This is a genomic window from Kribbella sp. NPDC023855 (assembly GCF_040639475.1).
Lineage (GTDB): Bacteria > Actinomycetota > Actinomycetes > Propionibacteriales > Kribbellaceae > Kribbella.
On sequence record NZ_JBFAAA010000009.1, the window covers coordinates 23,599 to 39,609 of the forward strand.

The following is a 16,011-nucleotide window of genomic DNA, read 5'->3' on the forward strand; positions in this document are numbered from 1 at the left end:
GTTGCGCTCAGGTCTCGCTCTCCGGACTTTCCCGCGGCGCCGAGTGCGCGTCGACGTACCACCGGTGCCCCTCGGCGAGCAGCCGTTTCGCCATCGCGAAGTCGATCCCGTCGTCCTCGCCCCGCAGGTGGAACGGCGGCGGGAAGTAGCAGTCCCCGAGCAACATCACCCCTGAATCCGGCACCACGACCACCGAAGAATCAGGCGCATGCCGCCCACCCACATGCCTCACCTGTACGCCGGTACGCAGGCTGAGGTGGTCGTCGAAGGTGCGGTCCGGGAGCCGGATGGCGAAGTCCCTCCAGTCGGGCACGGCGAGTGCGCGGGCCCGGAAGCTCGGTCCGAGTTTCGGATTCTCCGCGACCTGGTCGCGGAGGTACTGATGACTCCAGGGTCGCGCGGCCTCCGCCTCGGGAAGGTCCACCGCCGACGCCTGCGCGACGATCTCGACATCGCCCCACGCCGAGGCGCCCCACGTGTGGTCCCAGTGGTGGTGCGTGTAGACGAGCGTGGTCGGCTGGTCCAGACCGGCGGCCGCGATCGCCTGCTGGATCTCGCGGGCGTGCAGCGGGCTGTTGCCCGCGTCGACGAGCACGCTGCCGCGGTCGTCGACGATCAACGCGACCGAGGCACGGACCGCGTCGGAATCCGGATCGTGGGGGTAGAGCCACACCCGGCCGCTAATTCGCTGCAACTTCTCGACCATCTGCCCGACGATAGCTGGCATGCGAATTCGTGAGCTGGGGGTTGTGCCGGGAGTTCTGCCGACCGGGCCGCTGAACGCCATCACCGACGTACCGGGGGTGCTGGTCGGGCAGACGACGCTGGCGACGGGTGAGCTGAACACCGGGGTCACCGCCATCGTGCCGCCCGACTTCGCCGCCGGCCTGCCCGCGGCGGTTGCGGTGGGCAACGGGTACGGGAAGCTGGTCGGGTCCACGCAGGTGGACGAACTGGGCGTGGTCGAGACGCCGATCCTGCTGACCGGGACGCTGTCGGTGTTCCGGGTCGCGGATGCGTTGCTCAGTTGGCTTCTGGAGCGCAACCCCACGGCCACCAGCCTCAACCCGGTGGTAGGTGAGACCAACGACGGTTATCTGTCGGACATCCGCTCCCGGCCGATCACTCCCGATCACGTCTTCGCCGCTCTCGACTCAGCCTCGGCAGATCTGCCGGCGGAAGGCAACGTCGGAGCCGGCACCGGCACCACCGCTCTCGGCTTCAAAGCAGGCATCGGTACGTCGTCGCGCCGGGTCGGGGACGGAGCGGCGGTCGAGGGCGGCGCGGCCTCCGGCGGGACGGTCGGCGTGCTGGTGCAGGCGAACTTCTCCGGGACCTTGACGGTGCTCGGTACGCCGATCAAGCCGCCGGTGGAGAAGCCGGCGCCGGAGGGGAACTCCTGCATGATCGTGGTCGCCACCGACCTGCCCGTGGATGCCCGGCAGTTGGGCCGGGTAGCCCGGCGGGCCGTCTTCGCGATGGGCAGGGTCGGGTCCGACTTCTCCCCGGGCAGCGGCGACTACGCGATCGCCTTCAGCACCAACCGAGCGGTCCCGCCGATAAGAGACAAAGCCTTGAAGGACGTCTTCTACGCAACGACCGAAGCGACCGAGGAAGCGCTGCTCAACTCGCTCACGATGGCGACGACCGTGACCGGGTACAACGGCAACACGCAGTACGCAGTACCGGAGGAACTGATCAGGAGTACAGCCCGCTGACTTCCTCGGCCAGCCGCTTGAGCTCGGCTCGCAGCTCGGGCGGCTCCAAAACCTCCAGAGCCTTGCCGTAGCGGATCAGTTGCTGCGCGGCGTGGCCCGGCGACTCGATCGGCAGTGCGACCGTGATGCTCCCGTCCACGGCCGGTTCCGCGCCAGTGTCCGCGATGGCCTTGAGCAAGGGCGCCGCCGACAGGTCGCTGAGGCGGGCAACCAGCCCCGCCGAGATCCGGACCAGCGCCTCGCCGACGAACCGTTGCCGCTCGAAGCGGTCCAGGTGCGCCTGCCAGAACCCGGCGAGGTCGAAGTCGGCAGGCCGGGTGAACGCCTCGTCGGTCGGCGCGAGCTGCAGGATGTTGGAGACGCGATACGTCCGTACTCCGCCTCTCGTCGCGGCCACCACGTACCAACTGCCGTTCTTGAGCACCAGCCCGTACGGTTCGAGCGTCCGCTCGACCTCCCGCGGCGCCTCCCAGCGCCGGTAGAGCACCTTGATCCGGCGATCCTCCATGACCGCCGACGCGACCGACGACAGGTACGGCGAATCCTCGGCGTCCCGGTACCAGGCGGGCATGTCGAGGTGAAAGCGGTTCTTCAGCCGCCCGGCGCGATCCCGCTGGTCCGGTGCGAGCGCGGCGAGCAGCTTGAGCTCGGCCGCGCTGGTCTGCTCGGTCAACCCGAGTGCCGCGGCCGGTCCCGGCATCCCGACCAGGAACAGGGCCGCCGCCTCCCCCTCGTTGAGCCCGGTGAGTTTGGTGCGGTACCCGTCGACCAGCCGATAGCCGCCGGCGCGGCCCTGGTCGGCGTACACCGGGACTCCCGCCGCGGCGAGTGCCTCGACGTCCCGGTAGATCGTCCGGAGCGAAACCTCCAGCTCGTCGGCGAGCTCGCGGGCGGTGAGCTGACGGCGCGTCTGCAGCAGCAGGAGGATCTGCAACAGCCGGCTCGATCGCATGCTCCGAGGTTAGCCGGAATCACTGCCACTCGCTGTCAGGTATTGGCGAGAAGGTGTGGTCATGAGCAGAATCACCAAGGTCACCGACGACTTCGACTTCCTGGTCGGCCACTTCGACGTGGTCAACCGCGTCCTGCAGCCCGGCGGCGAATGGGAGGAGTTCGCCGGCACGTGCACCGGGCGGACCCACTTCGCCGGCGCCGTCAGCGTTGACGAGGCGCGCTTCCCGAGCAAAGGCCGGTACGGGATGTCACTGCGCCTCTACGATCCGGCCGAAGACGCGTGGACGATCTACTGGGTCGACAGCCGCACGGGCCGACTGCAGCCGCCGGTCCGCGGTAGTTGGTCCGACGGCGTCTGCACCCTGTACGGCGAGGACGACCTCGGCGATCGCAGGATCCCGGTCCGCCTGCGCTGGTCCGGCGTCACCGAGGAGACCGCGCACTGGGAGCAGGCGTACTCCGAGGACGGCGGCGAAACCTGGGAAACCAACTGGACGATGGACCTGACCCGGCGCGCGACCGAACCGCCGGCGCTCGACGTCCCCAAGGTCACCGGCGACTTCGACTTCTTCGTCGGCCAGTGGGAGGTGCAGCACCGTCGCCTGACCGCGCCGCTGACCGGCAGCGACAAGTGGCGCGAGTTCCCCGGGACGTCGGAGGCCTACACGCTCTTCGACGGCGCCGTCTCCATCGACGAGACGATCTTCCCGACCGAGGACTTCGACGGGATGACGGTTCGCCTGTACGACGTCGAGGCCGGCACCTGGGCGATCTACTGGATCAACAGCTCGCGCAACGTGCTGGAGCCACCCGTGTTCGGCGGCTTCGGACCGGACGGGGTAGGCATCCTCGAAGGGACCGACGAGCACGACGGGAAGCCGGTGGAAGTCCGCTTCCGCTGGACGAGAGGCGACGTACCGGTCTGGGAGCAGTTCTTCTCCGCCGACGACGGCGCGACCTGGGAGAGCAACTGGACGATGACGTTCACGCCGCGGGGTCCGTTCCCGAAGGTGACCAGCGACTTCGACTTCCTGACCGGGCACTTCGACGTCCGGCACCGTCGGCTGGCCAAGGTGTTCGTCGGCAGCGACGAGTGGGAGACGTACGACGGGACGTGTACCGCGCGGACCCACTTCGACGGCGCGATCAGCATCGACGAGATGCAGTTCCCGACCAAGTCGTCGTACGGGATGTCGGTGCGGTTGTTCGACCCGGTGGAGAAGGACTGGACGATCTACTGGATCAGCAGCAAGACGATGGTGGTCAACCCGCCGGTGCGCGGCCGCTGGTCCGACGACGGCACGTCGTGCTGGCTGGTCGGCGAGGAGCAGCTCGACGGCCGGACGATCCTGGTCAGCTACGCCTGGTCGGACATCACCGCGACGACGGCGCACTGGGAGCAGTCGTTCTCCGAGGACGGTGGCGAGACCTGGGAGGTCAACTGGACGATGGACTTCACCCGTCGCGACACCGCCCCGCCGCGGGTCGACATCCCGAAGGTGACCGGCGACTTCGACTTCCAGGTCGGCGAGTGGGACATGCACAACGAACGCCGGCGGCCGCCGCTGGGCGAGCCGGCCGAGTGGTACCAGCTCGAGTCGAAGCTGAAGGCCTTCACGTACTTCGACGGCTCGATCAGCTTCGACGAGGGCTGGTACCCGTCCGAGGGTTTCCGCGGCGCGACGCTCAGGCTCTACAACCCCACCACCAAGACCTGGTCCATCCATTGGATCAACAGCCTGCGGGGCAAGCTCGAGTCACCGGTCATCGGCGCCTTCACCGAGGACGGCATCGGCATCTTCGAGGGCCCGGACACCTGGGAAGGCCGGCCGATCGACGTCCGCTTCGTCTGGACGCCCGGCGCCGAGCAGTCGAACTGGGAGCAGTTCTTCTCCACCGACGGCGGCAAGACCTGGCACAGCAACTGGAAGATGCGCCACACGCGCATCGCCTGACCGTGCCAGGTCGCCGGCCCGGTCAGTGCAGCTGGCCGGGCCGGTCAGCCCAGGTCGCGGGGCCGGTCAGTGCAGCATGCCGGGCTGGTAGTTGCCGACGGGCTGCTGGACGATGATGTTGAGCCGGTTGGCCGTGTTGATCAGGCTGATCAGGCAGACCAGGGTGGCGAGCTGGTCCTCGTCGTAGTACTTGGCGGCATTCGCCCACACGTCGTCGCTGACCCCACCGGCCGCGTCGGCGACCCGGGTGCCCTGCTCGGTCAGCTCCAGCGCCGCGCGTTCGGCCTCGGTGAACGCGCCGGCCTCCCGCCAGGCCGCGACCAGGTTGAGCCGGTCCTGCGTCTCGCCGGCGTGCAACGCGTCCTTCGAGTGCATGTCGGTGCAGACGCTGCAGCCGTTGATCTGGCTGGCGCGCAGCGTGACCAGGTGCTGGGTGGTGGCGGGCACCGACGATTCGCTGATGATCCGGTGCATCGCGATGAAGTGCTTCATGAGCTTCCCGGTTGCCGGGTTGGTCATCAGGTTCAGACGAGCTTCCATCGTGCACTCCTTGGGTGATTGTGTTTGCTGACCACAAGGCACCACCCAGCCGCTTCCTGTGACGGCCTGACCACGTGACGTGGACCACGCGGCACACTTGTCACAAGGCGGCACCGGCCGGTGTCTGGTGACTGACCCCCGGCCAGTGCGATCAGACAGGAGCACGCAGATGGACTCCGCGACCGAGGCATTCGTTGCCCACCGCAATCTGCTCTTCACCGTTGCCTACGAGATGCTCGGCTCGGCCACGGATGCGGAGGACGTCCTGCAGGAGACCTGGCTGCGCTGGGCGAAGGTCGACCTCGAGACCGTGCGGGAGCACCGCGCGTACCTGGTCCGGATCACCACCCGGCAGGCGCTCAACAAACTGCGGTCGCTCGGCCGGCGCAAGGAGTCGTACGTCGGCTCCTGGCTGCCCGAGCCGCTGCTGACCGCGCCCGACGTGGCGGACGACGTCGAGCTGTCCGACAGCGTCTCGATGGCGATGCTGCTGGTCCTCGAAACCCTCACGCCGACCGAGCGGGCGGTCTTCGTGCTGCGCGATGTCTTCGCGCTCGAGTACGACGAGATCGCGGAAGCCGTCGGCAAGACCCCGGCCGCGGTCCGCCAGATCGCGCACCGGGCACGCAACCACGTCGCCGCCCGCCGGCCCCGCGGGGTGGTGTCTGCCGCCGAGTCGAAAGGCGCCGTCGCGGCGTTCCAGAAGGCGGTCACCACCGGCGATCTGCAAGGTCTGATCGAGATCCTCGCGCCGGACGTCGTCCTGCTCGGCGACGGCGGCGGGATCAAGCAGACCGTCCAGCGCCCGATCCTGGGCGCCGACAAGGTCGGACGCCTGATGATGGGCGGCCTGGGCCGGGTCACCAGCCAGCTGACGGTCGAACCGGTCCAGGTCAACGGCAGCCCGGCGGTCGCCGTCTACCTCGACGGCGAGCTGGACGGCGTGATGGCCCTCCTCGTCGAGGAGGGCCTCATCAGCGGCCTGTACTACGTCCGCAACCCCGAGAAGCTCTCGTGGATGCAGCAGGAGACCACTGTCAGCCGCTAGCGTTCTGCAGCGCCCGGGCCGCGAGCAACGTGGACAGCGCGGCCTGGGCGGACTCGTAGCCCTTGTCCTCCCGGCTGTCCGGCAGACCGGCCCGGTCGAGCGCCTGCGGGTCGTTGTCACAGGTGAGCAGCCCGAACCCGACCGGTACGCCGGTATCCATGGCGACCCGCATCAGCCCCTCGGTCGCCGCCTGGCAGACGTACTCGAAGTGCGGAGTGTCCCCACGGATCACCACGCCCAGCGCGACCACCGCGTCGTACCCGCTCTTGGCGGCGTGCAAGGCGGCGACCGGGAGCTCGAAGGAGCCCGGCACCCGGACGACCTTGTAGTCGGTGACGCCGGAGTCGGCCAGTGCGCGCTCGGCGCCGGCGACCAGGGAGTCGGTGACCTGCGGATGCCACTGGGCGGCGACGACCGCCACCCGGGCCCCTTCAGCTCGCGGGATCTCGATGATGGGTGCTCCGCTGCCCGACATCAGCCGGCTCCGTTCTCGTCTGTGCCGGTGGGCAGGTGGTGGCCCATCCGGTCGCGTTTGGTCCGCAGGTACCGCAGATTGTGCTCGGTCGGGTCGATCGAGATCCCGAGGCGCTCGATCACGTCGATCCCGTACCCCTGGACGCCGGCCAGCTTGGCCGGGTTGTTGGTCAGCAACTTCACCGACGTGATGCCGAGGTCGGCCAGGATCTGCGCGCCGGTGCCGTAGTCGCGCGCGTCGGCGGGCAGGCCGAGGTCCAGGTTCGCGTCGACCGTGTCGCGGCCCGCGTCCTGCAACTCGTACGCCTGCAGTTTGTGCAACAGCCCGATCCCACGACCTTCGTGGCCGCGCAGGTAGACCACCACGCCGCCTTCGGCCGCGACCTGGCGCATCGCCTCGTCGAGCTGCGGACCGCAGTCGCAGCGCAGCGAGCCGAACACGTCACCGGTCAGGCATTCCGAGTGCAGCCGGACCAGGGTCGGCCCATCACCGAGCTCGCCGCGGACCAGGGCGAGTTGTTCCGACCCGTCAACGGTGTTCCGGTAGCCGTGGGCAACAAAATCGCCGTACCGGGTGGGCAGGGTTGTGGTCGCGACGCGCTCGATCTGGCTCTCGGTCCGTCGCCGGTACCGGATCAGGTCCTCGATCGAGACCAGCACCAGGCCGTGTTCGTCGGCGAACGTGCGCAGGTCGGCGCCACGCTTCATCGTGCCGTCGTCGTTCACCAGCTCGGCGATCACCGCGGACGGCCGGAGACCGGCCAGCCGGGCGAGATCCAGCGAGGCCTCGGTGTGACCCGGCCGCACGAGTACGCCGCCTTCGCGCGCCCGCAGCGGGAAGATATGTCCCGGCTGCACCAGGTCATACGACTCCGACGCCGAGTCGGCCAGCACCCGGATAGTCCGGGCCCGGTCCGCTGCCGAGATGCCGGTGGTGACGTTGTCGCGGGCATCCACCGAGATCGTGTACGCCGTCCGCAGCCGCTCGCGGTTGTGCGGTGTCATCAACGGGATGCCCAGCCGGTCGAGCTCGGCGGCCTCCATCGGGACGCAGACAACGCCGGAGCTGTAGCGGATCAGGAAGGCCAGCAGCTCCGGAGTCGCCTTGGAGGCCGCGAAGACCAGGTCGCCCTCGTTCTCGCGGTCCTCGTCGTCGACCACGATGACCGGCCGGCCGGCCCGGATCTCGTCGATCGCGTGCTCGATCGTGTCGAGCTTCAGTACCTCGCCCATCGGTCAGCCCACCGTCACTGGCTCAGGAGTGGCCGGGGTGGCCGCCTCGCGATTCTGGATCCGCCACCACGAGGCGAACCCGAGGACACAGAACAGCCCGTAGACGACGTACATGGTCGCCGACGGGTAGAACTTCGCCTGCACCAGCAGCGGTACGCCGACGACGTCCACCGCGATCCAGATCAGCCAGAACTCGACGTACCCCCGCGCCATCCCGTACGTCGCCAGGATGGAGCCGGTCAGGATCCACGCGTCCCACTGCGGTCCCCACGAGCCCAGAGCCTTCAGTACCGGGTACGCGATCGCGTAGAGGACGACCGCGGCGCCCAGCAACTCGAGCCGCTGACGAGCCGTCGCCCACCGCGGCTGTACTCCGGTCGCCGCGCCGCCGTGCCGGGTCTGGTACCAGCGGTACCAGCCGTAGAGGCTGACGAGCGCGAAGAAGACCTGCCGTCCGGCCTGGCCCCAAAGGTCCTTGTCCTGCGGGTTGTCGAACAGTCCACCGACAAAAACGGTGAACAGCAGAACGTTGCCGACGATGCCGACCGGCCAGGCCGCGACCAGCCGGCGCATGCCGAACAGCGCGCTGCCCAGCCCGAAGACGTTGCCGACGATCTCGCGAACCAGCACCGGCGATCCACCGATGGTGACCTGCGAGTGCAGCAACCAGTCGAAGAAGTTCATGCGATGCCTCCGGCCTGTCCGGGCTGCGCGCTCGCGGTGAGCAGCCGCTCGACGTACTTGGCGATCACGTCGACCTCGAGGTTGACGGTGTCGCCGATCTTGTTCTGCCCCAGCACGGTCAGCTCGAGCGTGGTCGGGATCAGGCTGATCCCGAAGGTCCCGGTGGCGTCGTCCACATCGGTGACCGTGAGCGAGACGCCGTCGACGGCGATCGAGCCCTTCTCCGCGACGTACCGGAGAATCTCGGCCGGCGCCGCGATCCGGACCAGCTCCCAGTGCTCGGCGGGTTCGCGGCTCGCGATCGTGCCGACGCCGTCGACGTGACCCTGGACGATGTGGCCGCCCAGCCGGGCATGGGCGGCGACCGCGCGCTCGAGGTTGACCTTCGAGCCCTTCTCGACGCTGCCGAGACTGGTGCGTTGCAGCGTCTCGCGCATCACGTCGGCAGTGAAGGTGCCGTCGCCGTGCTCGATCACCGTGAGGCAACAGCCGTTCACCGAGATCGAGTCACCGTGCCCGGCGTCCTCGGTCACTTTCGGTCCGCGGATGGTGAGCCGCGCGGCGTCGCCGTCGAGCAGGTCCAGGGACTCGACCGTGCCGAGTTCTTCGATGATTCCGGTGAACATCTACTTCCCTCCCAGGGGAGTCAGGGTGAGCCGGACGTCGTCGCCGAGACGGGCCACGTCCGCAAGGTGAAACCGTTTGAGGTGGTCGATCGATTCCGCGCCGAGGTCGCCGATCGCGGCGAAGCCGGAGCCGAGGAACGCCGGCGCGACGTACGCGACGATCTGGTCGACCAGGCCGGCGCGCAGGAACGCGGCGGCCAGCGTCGGGCCGCCTTCGAGCCAGAGGTGGCGGATCTGGTGGTCGTCGAGCTGACGCAACACCTCGGCGGGGTCGTGCGTGGGCAGCAGCAGGGTCTCGGCGCGGTCGTTGCGGACCCTGGCGGTCAGCGGGATCGGCCGATCGCCGACCACGACCCGCAGCGGCTGCCGGGCGGCCGGGCGGTCCTGCTCGTCGCGGACGGTCAGCTCGGGGTCGTCGGTCAGCACGGTTTGGGTGCCGACGGCAATCGCATCGCACTCGGCCCGCTTCTTGTGCACGTCGGCGCGGGCGAGCGGGCCGGTGATCCACTTGCTCGACCGGTCCGGCGCGGCCGAGCGCCCGTCGAGCGTGGTGGCGAACTTCCAGGTGACGAACGGGCGGCCCTGGCGCACACTGTGCAGCCAGACGTGGTTCACAGCCTCGGCCTCGTCCTGAAGCACGCCTTGTTCCACCCGGATGTTCTTGGACTCGAGCTTCTCGGCGCCACCAGCGGCCTGCTTGTTCGGATCCGGTACGGCGTACACGACCCGCGCGATCCCGGCCGCGATCAGCGCATCCGAGCACGGCCCGGTCCGGCCGGTGTGGTTACACGGCTCGAGCGTCACGTACGCCGTACCGCCGCGGGCGCGGTCGCCGGCCATCGCGAGCGCCTCGACCTCGGCGTGCGGGCCACCCGGATAGGCGTGGAACCCTTCGCCGACCGGGTGCCCGTCGCGGGCGGTGATGACACAGCCGACGACCGGGTTCGGATGGGTGGAGCCGATACCGTGCGCGGCCAGCTCGACGGCACGACGCATCCAGGCGATGTCGATCGGCGAGGCGTTCTTCACTGACAGGTCCCTCGTTGTCACGGACGCACACCGGGGCCATGACAACCGGCGCACGCGCGGACCCGTCGCTCGGGAGACGGTTGGCTCTCAGCCGCGCCCGGACGCCGGAGCGCACCCGCCGATCGCGTGCGCCTCCCATCCGGACTTTCACCGTCGGTCCTGGAATTCCACCAGGTCAACCGGCCGAGATGTTGCTACGGCCGGGTCGCGGACTGTCACCGCCGGCTCGGAATTACACCGACCCCGGAGCACGCGAGTGGGTTCACTCGTACTTGAAGTGTGCCACGCCCGGCGAATCCCACAACGACCTGGGTCACATCCTGAAATAGCCTGCTGGCCGTGCAGACCTTCGCAGGACGATCATTCACCGGCCCCGACCGACGGGGAGGCAACGGCTTCCGGATTCACCTGCTGGCGACGGACGAGTGGCCGGACGAGGAAGCCCGGCAGCGTCTCGCCGCAAGCGTGGCGGAGCCTGGTACGGCGTTCGTGGATCCATCGACCAGGCAGTACGTGCTGCACAACCGGATGATGCCGCGTCGTTTCGTCGCTCATACGACGCTCGGCGTGCTCGAAGTCCTCGCGTCGATCGGATGGTCGGGCACGCAACTCCTCCTCCCCACCGGGCCGGTGGCGGTGTGGTCCGACGATGACGGACGACGGTGGGCCCAGGCTCCCGCAAGTTGGTCGCCGAACGACCGTCACCGGCAGGTGCCTGAACCGGCGGACGTGGATGCCATCCCCGGGCCTCCAGCCGACGAGCCGGTGCAGGTCTGGGCCTGGATCGACGAGAACCGCGGCCGGGTCCGAGCCCGCCAGTTCGCCCCGAGCGAAGGCAAGCCCGAAGACGAAGCCTGCGGTTCCGCGTCGATGGTCCTCGCTCAATCGCTCGGCAGAGATCTCGTCGTCCAGCACGGCCGGGCCTCCGAGATCCAGGTCCGCGTGCAGGACATCACACCGGCCGGCATGGTCAGCGTGGGCGGCTTCGCAGTACTCGACTCCCCGGGTAGGCAGTTACCGGTTTGAGCGGTAACATCGCCGCATGACTCTGAGGATCGCGGTGCTGGGTGCGGGTGGCGTTGGCGGGTACTTCGGTGGGCGGTTGGCCGAGGCCGGCTACGACGTGAGGTTTGTGGCGCGGGGTGAGCAACTGGCCGCGTTGCGCCGGGACGGGCTGGTGGTCGAGAGCGTCGCGGGTGATTTCTCTGTGGGATCGGTGGTGGCGACTGATGACCCGGCGGAGATCGGTGAGGTCGACTACGTGTTGCTGGGCGTGAAGACGTGGCAGCTCGGGGAGGCGATCAAGTCGCTGCAGCCGCTGGTGGGCCCTGGGACCGCGGTCGTCACCACGCAGAACGGGGTCGAGGCGCCGCGCGAGGTGGCCGATGCCGTTGGGCAGGACGCCGTACTGCCGGGGGCTGTCGAGATCATCGCGTTCCTCGACGGGCCGGGACGGGTGCGGCACATCGGCGGGCCGGCGAAGCTGACGTTCGGCGAGTGGGACAACCGGGTAAGCGAGCGGGTCGAGCGGCTGCGCGACGCGCTGCAGGCCTCGAAGCTGACCGCCGTCGTACCGGCTGATGTCTGGGTGGCGCTGTGGAGCAAGTTCCTCGCGCTGGGATCATTCGGCGCGGTCGCCACGCTCGCCGACGCACCGTTCGGCGTACTGCGCGGTCGTCCCGGGCTCAGGCAGTTGATCGTCGACAGCATGAACGAGATCAAGCAGGTCGCGAAGGCGACCGGAGTCGAGCTGCCGGCTGATGCCTTGGACAACACTTTGGCGTTCCTCGACAGCTTGCCAGAGGCCGGGACGACTTCGCTGCAACGCGATATCAAGGCCGGAAAGCCTTCAGAGCTGGAAGCCTGGACCGGCGCCGTCGTCCGCCTCGGCCGGCAAACCGGAACCCCGACCCCGGTCAACACCATCCTGTACGAACTGGCAAGCGCCCGCAGCCAGGCGGGTCCCCAGGCGAACTGATGACCGTCGACCTACTCGCCTTCCCCTTCATCGGCGGCCGCCCGGCCCTCAACTTCCTAGGCACCCTCGGCAAACGCAACACGACCCCACTAGAACGCCTACGCACCCCACAAGACCTAACCCGCTGGTCCCAACTAGCCGGCCTCGCGGCCCCGGCTGACCCGGCGGCTCCCCGGGCGCTTTCCCCTGGGCCGGCCGATCTGGAGGCGGCTCGGGCCTTGCGGGAAGCCCTTTACAGGTTGACGATGTCGGCGCTCGGACGGGTATCCGCGCAGCCGGCCGACGTCGAAATCGTCAACCACTGGGCCGCTCACCCAACCCCGGTGCCGGGTCTCGCGATCCACTCGGGCGCGCTACACCGAGACGACCCGACACCGACAATTTCCGCAGTACTAGCCGCCGTCGCCCGCGACGGCATCGACCTACTGACCGGCCCGGACGTGGAGTCGATCCGCGAGTGCGAGGACTCCACCTGCACCCTCCTCTTCCTAGACACCAGCCGCGGCCACCGCCGCCGCTGGTGCTCCATGAACACCTGCGGAGCCCGCTCCAAAATGCGCACCCTCCGCGCCTCGAACTAACCCCGCAGAAGAAGCCAGACAGCCACCCCAAGCAGCCCAGCCGCACCCCCAAAACTCCCAACCGCCACCCACACCAACCCGCGCCCGCCACCACCTCCCGTCGGCGCCACCGCAGACGCCTGCCCAGCAGCAGACCCACCCGAACCAACCGCAGGTACCTGCCCGGCAGCTTCAGCCGGAGCAACCGCATGTGCCTGCCCACCCGACGGCCCAGCCGGACCCACCGAAGGTGCCTCCACAGGCGGAGCAAATGCAGGTGTCTGCTTGGCTTGGGGTGGGGTGGGGCCGGTGGGGGTCCAGGGGGGTGGGAGGGGTGGGAGTTGGTTGAAGACTTCGGGTGGGTCTGGGTTAGTGGTCCACGGGGTGGTGGTGGGTGGGGGGATCAGGGTGGTCTGCGCGAGTAGGCGACCAGCGGCGGCGGCTGATGCGGGTCGGTTCTCTGGATCTTCCATCGTGAGCAGGCGGATCAGGTCCCACAGCGGGTTGTCTGCTTCGCCGGTGGGTAGGTCGCCATTGATTCCGGGGCGCTCGCCGGTGAGGAGTTCGGCGGCTACTGCGCCTACGGTGTAGAGGTCTTGGCGGGGGTCCGGGTCTGCGCCTGCTAGCTGTTCCGGTGCGATGTAGCCGGGCGTGCCGAGGATCGTGCTGTGGCGCGTCATCCTCGGCTCGCCAACCAGGCCGGCGATGCCGAAATCCGAGAGTCGCAGGCGTGGTGTCGCGGTGCCAGTTGCGTCTAGCAACAGGTTGGCCGGCTTCAGGTCGCGATGGACGATGCCAGCCGCGTGAACCGCCGACAACCCGTGCAGCAGCTGATCGATCAGCACCGCGACGTACGACGCCGGCAGCGGGCCGTGATCACCGAGCAGAGTGGCGACCGAGCCGCCGCGGACCAGGTCCATCGCGAACACAACCTTGTCGTCATCCGCAGCCCACCCATGCGGCGCCACCACATGAGGATGCTCGATCCGCAACGACTGCTCCCGCACGAACCGCAAGAGGGTCGCCGCATCGTGCTGCCCGAGCACCTTCGCGGCGACATATCCCTTACGCCGCAGGTCCCACGCCCGCCACACCGATCCCATCCCACCAGTACCGACCAGATCGATCAGCACGTACCGCCCAGCGAACGCCTCCACCCGCAAGAAGGTACCGGAACCCGGAAGGCAGGCGCGCCCGGCTGGAGGGGACAGCCGGGCGCGGTCAGGAGGCCTGTCAGCGGAGAGGCGGTGCAGGCGGCTTGCGGAGGCGGAGGGTTGCCCAGGTGCCTAGCAGTAGGAGGAGTAGGGCCCCGCCGGCTAGGGCGGCGATCAGGGTTACCGGCACACCGTCGGCGGAAGGGGTGTCGCTGGTGTTCTTGATGGGGCCGCCGGCTTCGGGCTTTTCGTTGGGAGGGGCTGCGGTTGCGGTTGAGTCAGGAGTTGAGGTCGGGGTTGGGGTTACAGAGTCGCCCGTTACCGGTGTCGCGCCGTCGGCGTACTCCGGGCGCCCCGTGCCCGCGGTTCCCTGGAGCCCGATGGTCAGGGTCATCGGGATCGTGAACGCCTTGTCCTCGTCTTTCCGGCTGAGCCCGACGGCGACGTAGTACTCGCCCGGCGTCGACGTTCCCTGGTCCTGGTTGTTGGGGCCGTTGCGGTTCAGGTAGCGGATCTCCTTGGTGGTGATCCCGTGCACGATCCCCTGCTTGGTGAGTACGCCGCGCTTGCCCGTTCCCGGTGTCTTCTTGGCGAAGACGGCGTACACGTCTTCACCGATCGGCGAGATCAGCGCGGTGTCGACGTACCGGATCATGCCGAGGGCCTCGGCGGTCGCGCCGCCGAGTTGGGGCACGGTGACCTGCGCCTGGATCCGTTGGCCCCAGTCCGCCTTGACCTTGTAGAGCTGCATCTCGCCCGGCATCAGCGTGGTCTTGTAGCTGCCCGGCTCCAGTACCGGCGCGTCGGCGAAGCTGGAGCCCGGAACGATCTCGCGCGGGGTGGACCCGGGCATCGAGACCCACACCGGGTCGCCGGCACCGGCCGGGAGGTTCGTGGTCGACGTCACCGGTGGCTCCTCGTCGATCCGCAGTTCGTACGGGACGGCCGCGAGTTCGCGGTAGTCCTTGCCCGGTGAGACCGTGAGGACCATCTGGTCGGACTCAGCGCACTCCTTCCGCCAGTCGGACCAGCTCGACGCAGTACCGGTCGCAAGGCCCTGGTGGCCTTCGAAGGCGCGGGGGTAGCTCCAGCCGCAGTTCTTGCCGTCGGTGGTGTTGAGCTTGACCTCTGTCTGGATGACCAGGCTGCCACCCGACGGCCGCCGGAAGCTGACACCAGCTCGCAGCGTCGAGCCGGGGATGGTCCGCTTCACCACGTAGTACTTCGCGGCCGCGCCGTTGAACGTGTCCGAGTAGTGGCCGGGGGCAAGCACCGGTGCGCCCTCCTGCTGCGGCGCGCCCTGCACCGGCGTCCCGGAGATGCGGAACGGCCGGAAGGCGCGGGTGGACAGGCGATCCAGGCCGGCCTCGAGGTCGATCGTGGAGTCGGCGTCGTAGTAGTCGCCGCGGCCCGCACGGGCAACACACTGCAACTGGCTGCGCGCCTTCGCGCCGACCCGGAACCCGACCACGTCGATCTTCAGGTCGATGCCCTGCTTGGCGATCTCCTGGGCGACCACGCACGGCTCCGGTGCGCAGGTGGCCTCGCCGTCCGAGACGAGCACGATCGTGCGCTGGCCGGTCGGCCCGAGATCCTTCGCCGCCTGCTGCAGCGCGTATCCGATGGGCGTCTCACCAAAGGGCTTGTACGCCGAGATGGCGGTGAGCAACTGGGGCCGGTTGCCGGTCCCGATCGGGACGGTCAACTGGGTGTCCGTGCACGCGCCTGGCTGACTGCGTTTGAACACCGTCGCGCCGTAAACCCGCAGACCGACCTGCGAAGTCTCGGGCAGCTTGCCCACGACCTGGGTCAAAGCCGTCCGGGCCGCGACGATCTTCGTCTTGCCGTCACCGGCCGGCTCCTTCATCGAACCCGACGAGTCGAGCACCAGCACCAATTTGCCGCTGTCGCCCGGCTCGGGATCGGCGTGCGCGGCCCCGGTCGGTAGCCACGCCAGGACCACGGCGGCGAGCAGGACGAGGGCCGCGAGGCGGCGAGGGCCCTTCGTTCGGGTCATGTTCTTCCTCCAGGTGAATTCGCTATCGCAATCTTTGCTGT

General features: G+C 68.8%; 16 protein-coding genes and 1 riboswitch. Of the genes, 6 read left to right on the forward strand and 10 right to left on the reverse strand.

The genetic code is table 11. The features are described from left to right. Window positions 1–7: 7 nt before the first annotated feature. The gene (locus AB0F51_RS27320) at window positions 8–706 is read right to left on the reverse strand and encodes an MBL fold metallo-hydrolase (RefSeq protein ID WP_360284503.1); all 699 of its coding nucleotides are present in this window, start codon (window positions 704–706) and stop codon (window positions 8–10) included. A gap of 19 nt (window positions 707–725) precedes the next feature. Here AB0F51_RS27320 and AB0F51_RS27325 point away from each other — a divergent pair, with 19 nt between their 5' ends. Then, window positions 726–1,718, forward strand: a complete 993-nt coding sequence (locus AB0F51_RS27325; RefSeq protein WP_360284504.1) for a P1 family peptidase — start codon at window positions 726–728, stop codon at window positions 1,716–1,718. On the opposite strand, the gene AB0F51_RS27330 is transcribed toward AB0F51_RS27325, so the two are convergent. Beyond that, window positions 1,699–2,670 (reverse strand): WYL domain-containing protein, encoded by a 972-nt coding sequence (locus tag AB0F51_RS27330; RefSeq protein ID WP_360284506.1) that lies wholly within the window; start codon window positions 2,668–2,670, stop codon window positions 1,699–1,701. The genes AB0F51_RS27325 and AB0F51_RS27330 overlap by 20 nt on opposite strands. Window positions 2,671–2,731: 61 nt before the next feature. Between AB0F51_RS27330 and AB0F51_RS27335 the strand changes: the two genes are divergently transcribed. Further along, window positions 2,732–4,627, forward strand: coding sequence for a hypothetical protein (locus AB0F51_RS27335; RefSeq protein WP_360284507.1), 1,896 nt, complete (start codon window positions 2,732–2,734; stop codon window positions 4,625–4,627). 66 nt (window positions 4,628–4,693) lie between these two features. Here AB0F51_RS27335 and AB0F51_RS27340 read toward each other — a convergent pair whose 3' ends face one another. Continuing rightward, window positions 4,694–5,167, reverse strand: coding sequence for a carboxymuconolactone decarboxylase family protein (locus AB0F51_RS27340; RefSeq protein WP_360284508.1), 474 nt, complete (start codon window positions 5,165–5,167; stop codon window positions 4,694–4,696). Between the two features lie 169 nt (window positions 5,168–5,336). On the opposite strand from AB0F51_RS27340, the gene AB0F51_RS27345 reads away from it, so the two are divergent. Beyond that, complete coding sequence (locus tag AB0F51_RS27345) at window positions 5,337–6,215, forward strand: RNA polymerase sigma-70 factor (protein ID WP_360284510.1); 879 nt, start codon at window positions 5,337–5,339, stop codon at window positions 6,213–6,215. On the opposite strand, the gene ribH is transcribed toward AB0F51_RS27345, so the two are convergent. From ribH to ribD, 5 genes are read right to left on the reverse strand one after another with little or no spacing between them, the layout of a single operon-like run. Continuing rightward, window positions 6,205–6,690, reverse strand: coding sequence for a 6,7-dimethyl-8-ribityllumazine synthase (gene ribH, locus AB0F51_RS27350; protein ID WP_360284511.1), 486 nt, complete (start codon window positions 6,688–6,690; stop codon window positions 6,205–6,207). The two genes, AB0F51_RS27345 and ribH, sit on opposite strands and share 11 nt — an antisense overlap. Next, the gene (locus AB0F51_RS27355) at window positions 6,690–7,922 is read right to left on the reverse strand and encodes a bifunctional 3,4-dihydroxy-2-butanone-4-phosphate synthase/GTP cyclohydrolase II (RefSeq protein ID WP_360284513.1); all 1,233 of its coding nucleotides are present in this window, start codon (window positions 7,920–7,922) and stop codon (window positions 6,690–6,692) included. The genes ribH and AB0F51_RS27355 overlap by 1 nt, the downstream gene beginning before the upstream one ends. A 3-nt stretch (window positions 7,923–7,925) precedes the next feature. Further along, the gene (gene pnuC / locus AB0F51_RS27360; protein ID WP_360284514.1) at window positions 7,926–8,606 is read right to left on the reverse strand and encodes a nicotinamide riboside transporter PnuC; all 681 of its coding nucleotides are present in this window, start codon (window positions 8,604–8,606) and stop codon (window positions 7,926–7,928) included. Continuing rightward, window positions 8,603–9,232: a riboflavin synthase gene (locus AB0F51_RS27365; RefSeq protein ID WP_360284516.1), complete on the reverse strand. Its 630-nt coding sequence runs from the start codon at window positions 9,230–9,232 to the stop codon at window positions 8,603–8,605. The genes pnuC and AB0F51_RS27365 overlap by 4 nt, the downstream gene beginning before the upstream one ends. After that, window positions 9,233–10,282, reverse strand: coding sequence for a bifunctional diaminohydroxyphosphoribosylaminopyrimidine deaminase/5-amino-6-(5-phosphoribosylamino)uracil reductase RibD (gene ribD, locus AB0F51_RS27370; protein ID WP_360284517.1), 1,050 nt, complete (start codon window positions 10,280–10,282; stop codon window positions 9,233–9,235). Window positions 10,283–10,383: 101 nt separating this feature from the next. Then, a riboswitch (FMN riboswitch) is annotated at window positions 10,384–10,517 on the reverse strand. Between the two features lie 83 nt (window positions 10,518–10,600). Between ribD and AB0F51_RS27375 the strand changes: the two genes are divergently transcribed. From AB0F51_RS27375 to AB0F51_RS27385, 3 genes are read left to right on the forward strand one after another with little or no spacing between them, the layout of a single operon-like run. Then, window positions 10,601–11,287, forward strand: coding sequence for a hypothetical protein (locus AB0F51_RS27375; protein WP_360284519.1), 687 nt, complete (start codon window positions 10,601–10,603; stop codon window positions 11,285–11,287). 16 nt (window positions 11,288–11,303) lie between these two features. Beyond that, on the forward strand, window positions 11,304–12,239 hold the full coding sequence (locus AB0F51_RS27380) for a 2-dehydropantoate 2-reductase (RefSeq protein WP_360284521.1): 936 nt from the start codon (window positions 11,304–11,306) through the stop codon (window positions 12,237–12,239). Beyond that, window positions 12,239–12,820, forward strand: coding sequence for an ABATE domain-containing protein (locus AB0F51_RS27385; RefSeq protein ID WP_360284522.1), 582 nt, complete (start codon window positions 12,239–12,241; stop codon window positions 12,818–12,820). Before AB0F51_RS27380 ends, AB0F51_RS27385 begins: the two co-directional genes overlap by 1 nt. On the opposite strand, the gene AB0F51_RS27390 is transcribed toward AB0F51_RS27385, so the two are convergent. Beyond that, window positions 12,817–13,956 (reverse strand): serine/threonine-protein kinase, encoded by a 1,140-nt coding sequence (locus tag AB0F51_RS27390; protein WP_360284524.1) that lies wholly within the window; start codon window positions 13,954–13,956, stop codon window positions 12,817–12,819. The genes AB0F51_RS27385 and AB0F51_RS27390 overlap by 4 nt on opposite strands. A 76-nt stretch (window positions 13,957–14,032) precedes the next feature. Beyond that, window positions 14,033–15,970: a VWA domain-containing protein gene (locus AB0F51_RS27395; protein WP_360284526.1), complete on the reverse strand. Its 1,938-nt coding sequence runs from the start codon at window positions 15,968–15,970 to the stop codon at window positions 14,033–14,035. Between the last annotated feature and the right edge of the window lie 41 nt (window positions 15,971–16,011).

Excerpts from the sequence above, each read along its gene's own strand:
- AB0F51_RS27320 (WP_360284503.1), bottom strand. The coding sequence starts at position 706 with ATGGTCGAGAAGTTGCAGCGAATTAGCGGCCGGGTGTGGCTCTACCCC.
- AB0F51_RS27325 (WP_360284504.1), top strand. The coding sequence starts at position 726 with ATGCGAATTCGTGAGCTGGGGGTTGTGCCGGGAGTTCTGCCGACCGGG.
- AB0F51_RS27330 (WP_360284506.1), bottom strand. The coding sequence starts at position 2,670 with ATGCGATCGAGCCGGCTGTTGCAGATCCTCCTGCTGCTGCAGACGCGC.
- AB0F51_RS27335 (WP_360284507.1), top strand. The coding sequence starts at position 2,732 with ATGAGCAGAATCACCAAGGTCACCGACGACTTCGACTTCCTGGTCGGC.
- AB0F51_RS27340 (WP_360284508.1), bottom strand. The coding sequence starts at position 5,167 with ATGGAAGCTCGTCTGAACCTGATGACCAACCCGGCAACCGGGAAGCTC.
- AB0F51_RS27345 (WP_360284510.1), top strand. The coding sequence starts at position 5,337 with ATGGACTCCGCGACCGAGGCATTCGTTGCCCACCGCAATCTGCTCTTC.
- ribH (WP_360284511.1), bottom strand. The coding sequence starts at position 6,690 with ATGTCGGGCAGCGGAGCACCCATCATCGAGATCCCGCGAGCTGAAGGG.
- AB0F51_RS27355 (WP_360284513.1), bottom strand. The coding sequence starts at position 7,922 with ATGGGCGAGGTACTGAAGCTCGACACGATCGAGCACGCGATCGACGAG.
- pnuC (WP_360284514.1), bottom strand. The coding sequence starts at position 8,606 with ATGAACTTCTTCGACTGGTTGCTGCACTCGCAGGTCACCATCGGTGGA.
- AB0F51_RS27365 (WP_360284516.1), bottom strand. The coding sequence starts at position 9,232 with ATGTTCACCGGAATCATCGAAGAACTCGGCACGGTCGAGTCCCTGGAC.
- AB0F51_RS27380 (WP_360284521.1), top strand. The coding sequence starts at position 11,304 with ATGACTCTGAGGATCGCGGTGCTGGGTGCGGGTGGCGTTGGCGGGTAC.
- AB0F51_RS27385 (WP_360284522.1), top strand. The coding sequence starts at position 12,239 with ATGACCGTCGACCTACTCGCCTTCCCCTTCATCGGCGGCCGCCCGGCC.
- AB0F51_RS27395 (WP_360284526.1), bottom strand. The coding sequence starts at position 15,970 with ATGACCCGAACGAAGGGCCCTCGCCGCCTCGCGGCCCTCGTCCTGCTC.